The organism is Kitasatospora sp. YST-16 (assembly GCF_026802215.1).
Lineage (GTDB): Bacteria > Actinomycetota > Actinomycetes > Streptomycetales > Streptomycetaceae > Kitasatospora > Kitasatospora cineracea.
Window position 1 is genome coordinate 3,221,417 of record NZ_CP113837.1, and the last position, 14,241, is coordinate 3,235,657.

At 67.7% G+C, this 14,241-nt stretch carries 10 protein-coding genes, 1 tRNA gene and 3 pseudogenes; 11 read left to right on the forward strand and 3 right to left on the reverse strand.

The window, feature by feature from the left end; translation table 11 throughout:
• Positions 1 to 22: 22 nt before the first annotated feature.
• Positions 23 to 478: a GatB/YqeY domain-containing protein gene (locus OU787_RS14650; protein WP_030461871.1), complete on the reverse strand. Its 456-nt coding sequence runs from the start codon at positions 476 to 478 to the stop codon at positions 23 to 25.
• Between the two features lie 285 nt (positions 479 to 763).
• A complete protein-coding gene (locus OU787_RS14655; RefSeq protein WP_268659581.1) occupies positions 764 to 1,276 on the reverse strand; it encodes a DinB family protein in 513 nt (170 codons plus the stop codon).
• Between the two features lie 358 nt (positions 1,277 to 1,634).
• Here OU787_RS14655 and OU787_RS14660 point away from each other — a divergent pair, with 358 nt between their 5' ends.
• The 9 genes and pseudogenes from OU787_RS14660 to OU787_RS14700 all read left to right on the forward strand — a co-directional run.
• Complete coding sequence (locus tag OU787_RS14660; protein ID WP_268659582.1) at positions 1,635 to 2,579, forward strand: metallophosphoesterase; 945 nt, start codon at positions 1,635 to 1,637, stop codon at positions 2,577 to 2,579.
• Between the two features lie 88 nt (positions 2,580 to 2,667).
• A tRNA-Pro gene (locus OU787_RS14665) sits at positions 2,668 to 2,741 on the forward strand.
• A gap of 347 nt (positions 2,742 to 3,088) precedes the next feature.
• Positions 3,089 to 4,183, forward strand: coding sequence for a DNA cytosine methyltransferase (locus tag OU787_RS14670; protein WP_268659583.1), 1,095 nt, complete (start codon positions 3,089 to 3,091; stop codon positions 4,181 to 4,183).
• 26 nt (positions 4,184 to 4,209) lie between these two features.
• Complete coding sequence (locus OU787_RS14675; RefSeq protein WP_268659584.1) at positions 4,210 to 5,136, forward strand: NgoMIV family type II restriction endonuclease; 927 nt, start codon at positions 4,210 to 4,212, stop codon at positions 5,134 to 5,136.
• A gap of 63 nt (positions 5,137 to 5,199) precedes the next feature.
• Positions 5,200 to 6,135 (forward strand): annotated as a pseudogene (locus OU787_RS14680) (IS982 family transposase).
• A 124-nt stretch (positions 6,136 to 6,259) separates the two neighbouring features.
• Positions 6,260 to 7,267, forward strand: a complete 1,008-nt coding sequence (locus OU787_RS14685; RefSeq protein ID WP_268659586.1) for a NaeI family type II restriction endonuclease — start codon at positions 6,260 to 6,262, stop codon at positions 7,265 to 7,267.
• A 386-nt stretch (positions 7,268 to 7,653) separates the two neighbouring features.
• Positions 7,654 to 8,937, forward strand: a complete 1,284-nt coding sequence (locus tag OU787_RS14690; RefSeq protein WP_268659587.1) for a restriction endonuclease — start codon at positions 7,654 to 7,656, stop codon at positions 8,935 to 8,937.
• Between the two features lie 295 nt (positions 8,938 to 9,232).
• Positions 9,233 to 9,993 (forward strand): annotated as a pseudogene (locus tag OU787_RS14695) (DDE-type integrase/transposase/recombinase).
• Positions 9,994 to 10,057: 64 nt separating this feature from the next.
• Positions 10,058 to 11,306 (forward strand): annotated as a pseudogene (locus tag OU787_RS14700) (IS701 family transposase); the annotation flags it as partial.
• A 177-nt stretch (positions 11,307 to 11,483) separates the two neighbouring features.
• Here the strand turns inward: OU787_RS14700 and OU787_RS14705 are convergent.
• Entirely contained in the window at positions 11,484 to 11,939 is a 456-nt protein-coding gene (locus OU787_RS14705) for a hypothetical protein (RefSeq protein ID WP_268661979.1), read from the reverse strand.
• A 333-nt stretch (positions 11,940 to 12,272) separates the two neighbouring features.
• Between OU787_RS14705 and OU787_RS14710 the strand changes: the two genes are divergently transcribed.
• Together OU787_RS14710 and OU787_RS14715 are read left to right on the forward strand one after the other, a co-directional pair.
• A complete protein-coding gene (locus OU787_RS14710; protein WP_268659588.1) occupies positions 12,273 to 13,757 on the forward strand; it encodes an APC family permease in 1,485 nt (494 codons plus the stop codon).
• A 43-nt stretch (positions 13,758 to 13,800) separates the two neighbouring features.
• The gene (locus tag OU787_RS14715; RefSeq protein WP_268659589.1) at positions 13,801 to 14,235 is read left to right on the forward strand and encodes a hypothetical protein; all 435 of its coding nucleotides are present in this window, start codon (positions 13,801 to 13,803) and stop codon (positions 14,233 to 14,235) included.
• Positions 14,236 to 14,241 lie beyond the last annotated feature (6 nt).

Here is a 14,241-nt window from a genome sequence, read left to right on the forward strand (position 1 = left end):
TTGCCGGCCCTGTGTTCGGTCCTCAGCCGGCCAGCGCGGCCTTCACCGCGGCGGCCACCCGGCCGCCGTCCGCCTTCCCCTCCACCTGCGGCCGCACCAGCTTCATCACCGCGCCCATGCCCTGCGGCCCGCTCGCCCCGGACTCCGCCACCGCGGCGGCCACCACCGCGGCCAGCTCCTCGTCCGTCAGCTGCTTCGGCAGGTAGGCGTCCAGCACCTCGCCCTCGGAGCGCTCCCGGGCGGCCTGGTCGGCCCGGCCCGCGCCCTCGAACGCGTCCGCGGCCTCCCGGCGCTTCTTCGCCTCCTTGCCGATCACCTGCAGCACCTCGGCGTCGGACAGCGCCTTCTTCTGCTTGCCCGCCACCTCCGCGCTGGTGACCGCGGACAGCGTCAGCCGGAGGGTGGACGAGCGCAGCTCGTCCCGTGCCTTGATCGCAGCCGTGAGGTCCTCCTGCAGCTGCTCCTTGAGCGTCGTCATGCCGCCGATTCTGGCACCTGCCCCGCCCCGACGCCGCTCCTTTACCGCCCGCCACCCCTCCCCGGCGTCCGCGTCTTCGGCTCCGACGACTACTGCGGCCCCGCCCGCTACCTCAAGACCCTCCGCAGCGGCGCCCGCGGCACCAACAACCCCGACGGCAGCGGCCGCCGCAGCATCACCGGCGCCGAGCGGGCGGGTGAACGGCTCGGCGGCGAAGCGGATCGGGCAACAGCCGCCACCACTCCACCAGCGGCGATCCCGGCTCGCCGATGGGTTCGGCCGGCTCTACTCGCCGACGACTCCGTCGATGCTTTCGCGGAGGAGGTCGAGGTGACCGCAGTGACGCGCGGTCTCCTCGATCATGTGCGCCAGGGCGTACCGCAGCGAGAACGTCATACCGGGCCCGCGAGCGACGTCGTCCAGCACGGCGTCGGCGACCACCTGCCGGGAACGCTTGCATTCCTCGGCGTAGTCCGCCACGATCCGCGCGAGAGTGTCCTCCGGGGTGAGGCGGAAGTTCCCGTGTGGATCCTCCTCGGTCCACGGCCAGGCGAGGTCTTGGTCAGCGAAGTCGATGCTGAACCAGAACCGTTCGGTGCCGGCAAGGTGTTTGACGACACCGGCGGGCGTCAGGGTGGACGGCGGAACGGGCTGAGCAAATGCTTGCTCGTCGCTGAGGCCGGCGACCTTGTTGATGACCGTGGCGCGGAGGAAATCAAGCAGCCCTGTCAGGGTTTCACACTCGGTTCCGGCTTCCGGCGCTCGAATCCGCAGCACGGGCTGAACATCGTTGGACACCGCCGCAGTCTACGAAAACCCCGTCGCTCCGTCCGCACGTCGGCGACAGGAACCCGGCGTCGACCAAGATCGCCTGCCAGCGGACAGTACGGCCAAGGTTCGCCTGCGTGGACAAGCCCGTACGACAGCGCCATGAGTCCGACCGGATCCGACGCTCCCGGTCGATGCCTTCCGAAGCGCGTTCACGTGTCCGAGCGTCGCTCGGCTGTCGTCCTGCCGCCGATCCTGGCACCTGCCCCGCCCCGACGCCGCTCCTTTACCGCCCGCCGCCCCTCCCGCCCCGCCCCTGACGTCCCGTCAGGGCCTCCCGGCCCCGGGTCCCCGTCGGCCCGTTCGACCCGTCTGCGACCATGGACCGATGCGACCGCTGTACTCCGTCCCGCTCGGTGTCGCCGCCACCGGCGCCGCCTGTCTCGTCTACGCCGCCGGGTACGAGGTCCGCTCGTTCCGCCTGCGCCGCGTCGAGGTCCCGATCCTGCCCGCCGGCGCCCGGCCCGTCCGGATCCTCCAGGTCTCGGACATCCACATGGTCAACGGCCAGGCCAAGAAGCAGCGCTGGCTGAAGAGCCTCGCCGGGCTCCGCCCCGACCTGGTCGTCAACACCGGCGACAACCTCTCCGACCCGCTCGCGGTCCCCGCCGTCCTGGACGCCCTCGGACCGCTGATGGACTTCCCCGGCGTCTACGTCTTCGGCTCCAACGACTACTACGGCCCCGCCCGCAAGAGCCCCACCCGCTACCTCAAGGCCCTGCGCAGCGGCGTCCACGGCCTCAACAACCCCGACGGCACCGGCCGCCGCGGCATCAGCGGCGCCGTCCACAACCCCTGGCAGAAACTCCGCGACGGCTTCGACCAGGCCGGCTGGCTCGACCTCAACAACGCCCGCGGCCGTCTCGCCGTCGCCGGCCTCGACATCGAGTTCACCGGCCTCGACGACCCGCACATCCGCCACGACCGCTACGCCGCCGTCGCCGGCGGCCCCTCCTCCGACGCCGACCTCTCCCTCGCCGTCGTCCACGCCCCCTACCTCCGCACCCTCGACGCCTTCACCGCCGACGGCTACCCCCTGATCCTGGCCGGCCACACCCACGGCGGCCAGCTCTGCATCCCCTTCTACGGCGCCCTCGTCACCAACTGCGACCTCGACGCCGACCGCGTCAAGGGCCTCTCCATCCACACCGCCGCCGGCCGCCGCTCCCACCTCCACGTCTCCGCCGGCTGCGGCACCAACCGCTACACCCCTGTCCGCTTCGCCTGCCCCCCCGAAGCCACCCTCCTCACCCTCACCCCCACCCTGCGCTGACCAGCCCCGAAACCGGATTTCGTCTCTGGCCCCACCTCCTGTAGAGTTCTACTCGTTGCGCCGGACACGGAAGGCAACAACGCAAGACCGGGGTATAGCGCAGCTTGGTAGCGCGCTTCGTTCGGGACGAAGAGGCCGTGGGTTCAAATCCCGCTACCCCGACTTCGTAGCAGCAGTCAGGCCCGGCCTCCCTCAGGGAGGCCGGGCCTGACTGGTTCTCACCCCGCTCTCGGAAGGTTCCCGGGAAAAGACCTTGGCTTTGGGCGGCTCCTGGCCATCCCCGGGTCCGCCACCCGGAACAACCGGCCGTCGCAGCAAGCCGATGACCGCCCACTCATGGGGACGACGCCAAGCAGGCACGCCACCTGGTACCGCGCCCATGGCACACGACTTCCGTTGTCCGTGCACCGCGGTACGCTGCATGGTCGCCAACAATCGGCCGTCAGAGGGGGCAACCGAGCTCGCGGGCTCTCGTGCCATCGCCCCGTTACGACAACCAGGAGATCCAAGTGCAGCCCACCAAGATCGTGGACCTGTTCGCCGGCCCCGGTGGGCTCGACGTGGCGGCGGAGAAGCTCGGCATTCCCACAGTGGGTGTCGAATGGGACTCTGCCGCCTGCACCACGCGCCGTGCCGCGGGCCTGGAGACGGTGGAGGGCGACGTCCGCCTGTACGGGCCGGCCGACTTCCCCGAGGCCGATGTGCTGGCCGGAGGGCCCCCGTGCCAAACGTTCACCGTTGCCGGTACGGGGGCCGGTCGCAAGGCGCTCGACGAGGTACTGAACTTCGTCGAACGGATCGTCGCACGCGAGGACCGGGAAGAGATCGAAAAGGATCTCTCCAAGCTCGACGATGAACGGACGGGGCTGGTGCTGCGACCTCTCATGTGGGCGCTCGACGCCATCGACAAGCTCGACCGGCCCTACAAGGCGATCGTCCTCGAGCAGGTCCCTGCTGTCCTGCCGGTGTGGAAGGCGTACAGGAAAGCGCTCCTCGACGAAGGTTACGAAGCAGAGTGCGGCATCCTGCACACCGAAGCGTTCGGTGTGCCGCAGACCCGCCGCCGGGCCGTCCTGATCGCCCGGTACGGGAAGGATCCGGTGAAGCTCCCCACCCCGACCCACCGGGTCTATCGCAAGGGAGTCGCCCGGGACGCGGGCGATACGAGCTTGCTGCCGTGGAGGACGATGGCCGACGCGGTCGGCCGGACGGATGCCTTTGAGGTGATCTCGAACTACGGCACCGGAGGCAACCCGAAGGCCCGTGGACGAAGGGGATCTGGAGAACCGTCCGCCACGGTCACCGGGAAGATCTCCCGCAATCGCGTCGTCGGTCTGGACGGCTCCGAGTTGGAACGCTTCTCCCCCTCCGAGGCCGGACGCCTTCAGACCTTCCCGGCCGACTACCCATGGTCCGGGCGGGACGTCGGCCAGCAGATCGGCAACGCCGTGCCACCCCGGCTCGCCATGCACGTCCTTTCCGCCGCCTTCGGTTGGCCCTCACCGACCGATGCGCTTCTCCAGAAGCTCACTTCATGGGCCTCGCCCTCGGCCCAGCAGCCCGCTCCCGCAGACAGAACAGCAGAGGAGAACCGGCAGCCCTGAACTCGGGCCACAAGAGACCCAGTCGCATGTCGGTACCCCGGGCGATCGACCAGGAACACACGATCTTCGATCACGGAGGGGAAACCATGCCGGCGTCCTTCGCCGTCAACCTGTGCGGCTACCGGAACGGCAAGCCGAACACCAGTGACAAGAGCAGCGCGGCTTCCGTCGAGTTGGGCCAGATCTTCTTCGAGAAGGTCGGGGTACCTGAGGGCCAGGTGAACGACAAGACAGACCACACATGGAGTCATGCCATGGTCGCCGATCTCACAGAAGCCCTGGAACCCACTGCCGCACACCTCGTTGTGAACCGGGAGCAGCCCGCCCACATCTTCGAGCAGTACGCTCACCTCGAAGCCTTTCTCAAGCTGGCCGATGACGAATCGTCACGCATCGACAGCGCCATGAAGACCCTGCAGGACCATCTGACCGATGCTGAGGATGTTGAAAGTGAGACGTCCGGGTTGGTCAAGGCCCTGGTCGATGCCCTCGGAGAATCCAGGGCCCAGCGCCGACCGCTGCTCGACGCCCTGGGCGACGAGTCCCTCCCGAAGCTGGACATATCCGTCCACCGCCCCCTGGATCCGGCGTCGCCGGCCAACGGACTGCACCTCGTCGCCGGCTTCTCACTCAAGTGGTCGCTCAGGACCGACCGACTTCAGGACCCCCGCACCCACGGCGCCAAGATGGCCTCGTTGAGGCGTGGACGCATGCCCCATTTTGCGGCGGTCACGATGGAGCCGCGACCGTATTTCCTGGCTCGGCTGGGGCAGGGCACCGGGGATCTCGACTGCGTCTATCACCTCCACCTCCCGGCACTCACAGCCGCAGTGGACGAGTACTACACCAAGACGAAGAGCCATCTGAAGACCCGCGACACCTTCCGCCGCATGGTGGACCAGCGCCGCCTGCGCGACTACGACGACCTTGTGGCGTACCTCAAGACGCTCTAGATGATTGATGCGAAGGGCTCGCTGGCGCGCATGAGATGAAGCGGGGAAGTCCAAAGGTCGGTTGTGACGCCTGACCTGGACTCCCTCGCGACCGCACTCTACGTGAAGACCGACGACCTGCTGAACAATCGCCGCACCTGGCGCCCTGGCTGCCCGCGGTCGGCCTCGAGCCCCGGCTCACGGACGACGAACTGGTCACCCTCGCGGTGATGCAGGCCCTGCTCGGCTTCACCCCCGAGCGCCGCTGGCTCCGCCACGCCACCGCACACCTACGGCACCTGTTCCCGTACCTGCCCGGGCAGTCCGGCCACAACAGGCGGCTGCGCAAGGCCGCCGACCTCATCGCCCACATCAACCGCCTGCTCGCGACGGACACCTCGCTGTGGAGCGACAGCGTGTGGGTCGTGGACTCCACCCCGGTGGAATGCGGCCGCTCACGCGAGACCGCGAAGCGCTCCGACCTGGCCGGATGGACCGAGTACGGCTACTGCGCCAACCACTCCCGCTACTTCTGGGGCCTTCGCCTGCACCTGGTGTGCACCCTGCACGGCCTGCCCGTCACCTTCGCCCTCACCGGAGCCAAGGCCGACGAACGCCAGACCCTGCTCGGCATGCTCCACGCCGAACCCGGCCTCGTCCACACCCGCCCGGGACAGACCCTCATCGCCGACCGGCACTACTACGGCGCCGCGTTCGAGCACGAACTGGCCGAGTGGGGACTCCACCTGCTGCCGCCGGCCCGCAAGGGCGAGCCCCCCACGGGCCGGATCCGGCCTGTTCAAGCCACTGCGGCAGGTGATCGATTCCGTCAACCAGACCTTCAAGGCCCAACTCGACCTCGAACACCACCAAGGCCGCACCAAGAGCGGCGTGACAGTCCGGGTCCTGCAACGCATCCTCGCCCTGACCAGCGCGATCTGGCACAACGACCACACCGGCCAACCCGTCATGCGCTCCCTGACCGCCTACAACCACCAACCCTTCGCATCAATCATCTAGCCGGCAGACCCACCGCAGCCGACCTCGCGGGCTGCCGTCAGCAAAGTTGACCGTACAAGGCCCAAGTACGTCAGCGCGTGCAGAGCGCCTTCCGGCTCGTCCTGCATACCCATAGAGTCGGGCCATGACCTACGAATCACCACTCTTCCATATCGACGCCGACCAGCCGTTCGAACCGAACCACAGCGAGGATCCCGGACTCGATGCCGTCGAAGGATGGATATTCGATCAGCGGGATCTCGAGAAGCGCTTCGGTCAAGTGTTTCGTAGATCCATAGACGAAGTCCTGGACGGCCAGCGGACCGGCCGGTACGACCTTTACATCAAAACGGGGCAAGGGCGGGTCGAAAGCACGGAGAAAACGTACCTCGGAACAAAGGTGGAGATCGTCACCCGGGCCGAATTCGATCTCGGCTACGGGAGTCCCATGGACTACGTCATCTCCGGACAGCACGTCGACGCCAAGTTCACCATGGGTACCACATGGATGATCCCGAAGGAGGCAATGAGCCACATCTGCCTCCTGATGCGCGCCGACGACAAGGCCAGCGCATTCCAAGTCGGCCTGCTCCGCATAACTCCCGAAGTCCTGACCACGAGTACGAACGGCGATCAGAAGTGGAGCGTTTCGGCGTTCGGTAAATCAAAAATTCGTTGGATCATCCAGAACGGGGAGCTCCCGAAGAATCTCCTCCTCAGCTTGAAAAAAGAATCCCCCGGGACTGTCGATGCGATCTTCCGCGCCTCGAAGGACTATCACGGCTCAGGGAACGGTGGCCAGTTGCGGGTGAACGAACTCTTCCGCCGTGTCCGCGGACGCCTGGTCGATCGCACCACCGTGGTCACCGTGGCCACACAGCAAGACAGCCCCAAGCGGGTCCGCGATGCGCGGACCCACCTCAAACCCGATGGCATCATCGTGCTCGGCCACACGAAGCCCTCTCCTCAGATTGCAGACCAATTGGGCCTGCCCAGGCCGGACAAAGGCTTCTGGGTATCGGCAAAGCTGACGGTGCTCGACGACCACAGCCCGCGTCGATCGGCCGTCATCGGCGGGACCCGGTACGGGATATGGGAACCGGGCGATCCGCCGTGCGAGGCGCCGCGCATCAATCAGGAAACAGAGGAATAAACACCGGAGAGCAGGAACATCCCGGAGGCGGCACCGCCTCCGAGGTCTCGTAGATCGACCACGACGGTCCACCCGTCATGGGATGGCCGCATTCGATGCGAAAGAACGGCTACGGAAGCTTCTGGATGTCGCCTGCACAGCCGTTCGTCCGAGCGGCTACGACTCCGGCGCGTGTCCGAAGACGTCGTCCATCACCGTGGCCCCGGTCTGGATCATCCGGTGGAGGCACGAGGCAGCGTCGCCGGGCCGGCCCGGACAGCCCGCGGGAGCCGACACCGCCAGGCCGACAGGAGAGGCGGGGTACTCAACGGGTCGTACAGTCGTGCCGGGATCACGGGCGGAGCAGTCTGTTCGTCGGAGGGGACGCTGTGGGAAATTCGCTGGGTGTGGGAGAAGTACTGAGGTACACCGCCTCGAAGGACGCAACACCGGCCACCATCGACGGGTTCGCCAACTTCTACTTCGTCACGGACAGCCCCGGCCGGAAGCGGGCCTTGCTCGAAGCAGGGATAAACGCGATGGCCAAGGTCGGAGCGGGCGATGATGTGCGGCGGCCGGCGGTGATGATTCGGTCCAGCCCATGGAAGGCCGGATCGGAACAGACACCGTGGCACGACGTGTTCGACCTGGACAACGGCCATGTGCGCTACTTCGGCGATCACAAGGCCGAGACGACGAAACCGCTCGGAAGCACCACGGGAAACGCAGCCCTGCTGGAGGCGTTCGACAGGCACCAGGCACCAACGGTCGCGGGCCGAGCAGCCGCGGCCCCATTGCTGTTGTTCCGCTCCGTGTCGCGGAACGGCAGGGTCAAAGGGCACGTCGAGTCCTGCGGCGTCGGTCTGATCGAGCGTGCGGAACGGGTGGTCCAATGGACGGGACAGGCCGCCGCGACCTTCACAAACTACGTCTTCGACCTCGCAGTGATAGACCTCTCCGCCGAGGCCGACAAGTTGGACTGGGACTGGATCTCGGCCCGTCGCGATCCTGGATACTCCGATGACGATGCACTCGACCTGGCTCCGGCAACGTGGCGGGAGTGGGTCGAGCACGGACACTCAGCACTGCCACGGGTACGCCGGCGCGTGGCCCGTAGCCGGGTGGTCAAGGTGAAGGACCAACGACCGGCCGAGAACAGCCCTCTGGAGAGAGAACTCCTTGAGGTCTACAAACGGTTCGATGGAGACAAGCACGCGTTCGAAGCTCTGGCTTCCGCGATTGCCGCACGAGTGCTGCGCGCTTCCGGACACAACTACATCGAAGAGTGGCTCACCCGACGGTCGGGCGATGGCGGTGCCGACTTTGTGGGCCGACTGGATCTGGGAAGCGGGCTGGCCGGCACCAAGCTGGTGGTCCTCGGGCAGGCCAAGTGCATCAAGCCGGACAGTCTGGTGTCGGCCGAGCAGATCGCCCGGGTAGTTGCTCGACTTCGCCGCGGCTGGATCGGGGTGTACGTCACCACCGGCGCATACTCGGAGGCCGCACAGCTGGAGATGGTCGAGGACCAGTACCCGATCGTCCTCATCAACGGACAGGATCTCGTGAAGGAACTCCGTGAGATCGCCCGGGAAGACCACGGAGGCGACCTGCTGGCCTGCGTCGATCACCTTTTGAACAATCGGACGATAGAGGTTCTCAACCGCCGCCCGGAAGAGACACTGCTCAACTGACTGGCCGTGACCGAATTTCTGACTTCCCTGTGACGGAGCCGTATCTCGGTGAACGTCCACAGACATTCAGTGACCGTATACGGAGGTCAGCAGCAATCTGATCCAAACCAGGTGGGCATCTGAACCGTCTCGAGACGAAGAGGCCGTGGGTTCAAATCCCGCTACCCCGACTTCTTAACACCAGCCAGGTATGTTTTCCCGGGACGCTGGTGCCATGCGTGTTGGATTCTTGAACGGGTGAGGGCCTCTGGTTTCGGTGTGGATTGCGACATCTCCACCAGGCCCGGAGGCCTTCATGCCCCACCGTAATGCCCCGCTGACCGAGACCGGGCGGCTTCGGCTCGCCCGCTGTGTCGTGGACGACAGCTGGCCGGTGCACCGTGCCGCGGAACGCTTCCAGGTCAGCCACACCACCGCCGCCCGCTACCACCCACCGCGTCCTGCGACGACACAGCCAGCCACCCCGGCCGCCCTGGACCTGGCCACAGGAGAACCCGTACGCCGTTACGAACGCGCCCGCCCCGGCGAACTCGTCCACATCGACGTCAAAAAACTCGGCCGTATCCCCGACGGAGGCGGCCACAGAGTCCTCGGCCAGGCCGCCGGCAGCCCGAGGCGGCGTCGAATACGCCTACCTCCACACCGTGCTCGACGACCACACACGTCTGACCCACACCGAGGACCTGCACGACAAGACCGCCCCGACCTGCGCCGGCTTCCTGCGACGGGCCACCGCCTGGTTCGCCGCCCGCGGGATCACCGTCGAACGGATCCTGACCGACAACGCCTGGGCCTACACCAAGAACACCTGGTGCCAGACCTGCCACGACCTGGGCATCAGCCCACGCCACACCCGCCCCTGGCGGCAAGGTCGAACGCTTCCACCGCACCCTGCTCGACGAATGGGCCTACGCCAAGCCCTACCGCACCGAACAGGAACGCCGAGACGCCCACCCCTCCCGGCTCCACACCTACAATCACCACCGCGGACACACCGCACTCGCAGGCCAACCACCCGCCGGCCGCGTCCCCAACCTCACAGGACAGAACACCTAGTAGGGCTTGGCCAGGTGTACGCGCTGGTGGCGTGTCCTGGCGGGGTTTTGCGCGTTGATGGTGTGTGACACCTGGGGACTTGGATCAGGTCCGGGAGGATCTGGTGGCGTTCACGGCGGAGATGTTCGAGGCTTTCACACGCACCGATCAGCACCGCTGGGGGCAGGCGTATGTGCGCGGGCTGCTGCTGGACGGGCGGCGCAAGTCGGTGGAGCCGATAGCCGCCCAACTCGGCGAGGACGGCAACCGGCAGGCCCTGGCCCACTTCGTGACCTCCAGCCCGTGGGACTGGACCCATGTGCGGGCGAGGCTGGCGTGGCGGATGCACGAGGCGATCGACCCGACCGTGCTGGTCGTGGACGACACCGGGTTCCTCAAGGACGGTGACGCCTCCGCGTGTGTGTCGCGGCAGCACACCGGCACCGCGGGCAAGGTCACCAACTGCCAGGTGGGAGTGTCGGTGCACCTGGCCCGCGACCACGCCTCCGCGCCGGTCAACTGACGCCTGTTCCTGCCCAAGTCCTGGGATCCCGGCTCAGATCTGGCCGACCCGGTCAAGGTCACCCGCAGGGAACGCTGCGGCATCCCAGCCGACTTGGGCCATGTCGAGAAGTGGCAGCTCGCGCTCGACATGATCGACGAGACCCGCTCGTGGGGCGTGGACGTCCCGCTGGTCCTGGCGAACGCGGGCTACGGCGACAGCATCGCGTTCCGGCTCGGGCTGAACCAGCGCGGCCTGCACTACGTGGTCGGGATCTCCACCACACCCACCGCCCACCCCGCCGATGCCCGCCCGGTCACGCCGCCCTACAGCGGCACCGGTCGGCCACCGGTACCCAAGTACCCCGACCCGGCACGCTCGGTCAAAGCCCTGGTTATCGAGGCCGGGCGGAACGCGGCCCGTCCCGTGCAGTGGCGTGAGGACCCACGTCCGGGCAAGGGCCGCACCGGCTACAAGCGGATGTACTCGCGTTTCGTGGCCCTGCGGGTCCGTCCCCGCCGGGCGGGAGATCCGCGAGGCCACCAAGGGCGTGGAACTCGCCGAGTGCTGGGTGCTGGCCGAATGGCCCGCCGCCGAGGACGAGCCGGTCCAGTTCTGGCTGTCCGACCTGCCCGCTACCACCCCGCTGACCACCCTGGTCCGGTTGGCCAAACTGCGCTGGCGGATCGAGCACGACTACCGAGAGATGAAGCAGGCCCTGGGGCTGGCGCACTTCGAGGGCCGCACGTTCAACGGCTGGCACCACCATGTCACCCTGGTCTCCCTCGCCCACGCGTTCTGCACCCTGCGCAGACTGGCCACCGCCCCAAAGACGCGGCGCTGGCCTGAGTCTCTACCAAGTCGTCCGCGAGCTGCAGTTACTCCTCGCCACCTGGGCCGGCGCCTGCCCCACCTGCCACCGCGACATCCCTGGACGCGGCCGCACGCTTGGATCGTGGCCAGCGTCCGGGCAACGTCGTATACCCGACGCAGGCCCTACAGGGCAGCCTCACTGAACCCACGGATGCAGGGCACTCCAGGTACCGCCAGCTGCCGCGAAGACCAACTCCAACCCCTCGAAGACTTGTTCGGAGCTCACGGGTGGTGGGCCGTCGAAGCGTTCGGCGCAAAGATCAACCTGCAACAGCCCATCGAAGTGCGTGAACTGCGGTGGGTCGTACAGCACCCAGCTGAACCCAACGCTCTCGTCGATGCGAAACCGCCGCACGTCCACAAGATCCAGGCACACGGGCTCCCAGCGCAGCTCATCGCTGACAACCCTGGCATCGATCACGAGCCGGACGACCCGGCCACGTGTTGCCCGGGCACCGTACTCCTGATCAAGGATGACGCGGCGCAGGCAGGAGTCACCGAAGGCATAGCGGGCAAGCAGGGACGCGATTCCGTCCTCGTCCAACGGATACGGTCCAAGCTTTCGCTCCGGAACCGGCGTGGTGAGCTTCACTGTCCTCCCTCATCAGTGCTGCAAGCGTAGGAGGGAGCACCCGCTCCGGCCTCACCGGACCCCGTAAGGTTCCCTCGCCTGGCACCTGCCGTGGTCGAGGCACCTGGGAACACGCCGCTGCTCTGCCGACCTGACCAAGCCCTACTAGCTGTTTTTCGTCGGCCGTCCGGGCGGGGCGGGGGCGGACGCGGGTGAGGGGGCGTCAGGTGGGGCGTTGGGCTGTTCCGGTGAGGGGTGGGGCGGGGGTGACGGGTTATCGGATGCGGGGTGGGGGTCGGGGGCTGAGGGTGGGGGTGGGCTCCGGTGGGCGGGGCTGTCGGGAGGTGGTGGTGGATGAGCACGGCGGAGGTGCCGGGTCCGGAGGGGGCGTCGGCGGCGGTGGCGTCGGCGGCGGGGAGGGTGAAGGCGGTGGCGGCGCCCAGGATGACCTGGGTGACGCTGGCGCTGATGACGACCAGTTCGGTGGCCAGCCTGCGGTCGTCGCCGACGATGGCGGTGTACGGGCTGGCGTGCGTGTTCCTGTACGTGGTGCCGGCGATCGTGTTCCTGCTGCCGACGGCGCTGGTCTCGGCGGAGCTGGCGTCGGGGTGGGAGGGCGGCGTGTACAACTGGGTGGCCCAGGGGCTGTCGAAGCCGCTGGGGTTCCTGGCGGTGTGGTGCCAGTTCGCCATGACGATCTTCTACTACCCGAGCCTGCTGGCGTACGTGGCGAGCACGATCGCGTACGTGGTGGATCCGAGGCTGGCCAGCAACGGGCTGTACACGGCGATCGTGATCATGGTGCTGTACTGGACCGGCGTGTGGGTGTCCGCGCGCGGGACGAACGCGGTGGCGGGCCTGGCGTCCTGGGGGCTGATCATCGGGACGCTGGTCCCGGGCGCGCTGCTGGTGGTGCTGGGCTTCGTGTTCCTGGGGCAGGGCAACGACTCGGCGGCGCCGATGACGGCGGACCACCTGCTGCCGGCCTGGACGGGCCTGGCGAGCCTGGTGCTGATCGTCAACAACTTCCTGAGCTACTCGGGCATGGAGATGAACGCGGTGCACGTCTCCTCGCTGAAGAACCCGGGCAAGGAGTTCCCGCGCTCGATGTTCCTGGCGGTCGGCATGGTGCTGCTGATCTTCATCCTGCCGGCGCTGGCGATCAGCTGGGTGGTGCCGGCCGACCAACTGTCGCTGACGGCGGGCGTGATGCAGGCGTTCGACGCGTTCTTCCAGTACTTCCACATCGGCTGGCTGACGCCGCTGATCGCGGTGGGCCTGGTCGCGGCCTCGCTGGGCGGCATGCTGACCTGGCTGGCCGGCCCGTCGAAGGGCCTGCTGATGATCTCCCGGCAGGAGGGCTACCTGCCGCCGTCGCTGCAGAAGCTGAACAGCCACGGGGTGCAGCAGAACATCCTGGTCGCGCAGGGCGTGGTGACCACGGCGATCGCGCTGATGTACGCGCTGATCCCGAACGTCTCCAGCGTGTACTGGATCTTCTCGGTGATCACCACGCAGGTGTACCTGATCGTCTACCTGCTGATGTTCGTGGCCGCGATGCGGCTGCGGAAGCTCCAGCCGGACCATCCGCGCGGCTACCGCGCCCCGGCGCTGGGGGTGCTGTGCGTGGTGGGCCTGCTGGCGTCGGCGGCGGCGATGGTGATCGGGTTCGTGCCGTCCTCGCAGTTCGGCAACGGCAGCGTCTGGGCGTACATCGGGATCGTCGGCGGCGGTCTGCTGCTGCTCGGCGTGGTCATCCCGTTCGGTTTCCTGAAGGCCAGCAAACCCGAGTGGCGCGACCCCGCGGCGGCCGCGGCCATCGAGGAGGAGACGGCGTGAGCGAGCGGACCAGCAGGAGCGGGCGGACCACCGGGAGCTGCGCATGAGCACCCGGATGGCCTCCGAGCACAGGTGGATCTACGTCGGGGCGGTCGTGGTGCTGGTCGCCATGGTGGTGGTCGGCCTGCTGACGTTCACCCAGCAGCACGCCACCAACGAGTCGTACCGGAAGGCGGACGAGCTGATCTCCAAGCTCCAGGCGGACGGCTACCCGACGCCGGACCGGGGCCAGGTGGCCCGGACGCTGGGGACGGACGGCGGGCCGGTGTGCGCGGACCCGGCGAGCGCGCTGAGGACCGGGCTGCAGCGGGTGCAGATGTCGAACGGGGCCGCCGGGCCCGGGCAGCGGCCGGTCATCGTCGCCGCCCGGACGGTGCAGGCGGAGGCGCTGGTGCTCAGCGTCTACTGCCCGGACCAGCTGGACGACTACCAGGACAAGATCAAGGACATCAAGACCGATGACACGGTCAGGAGTTGACGGACA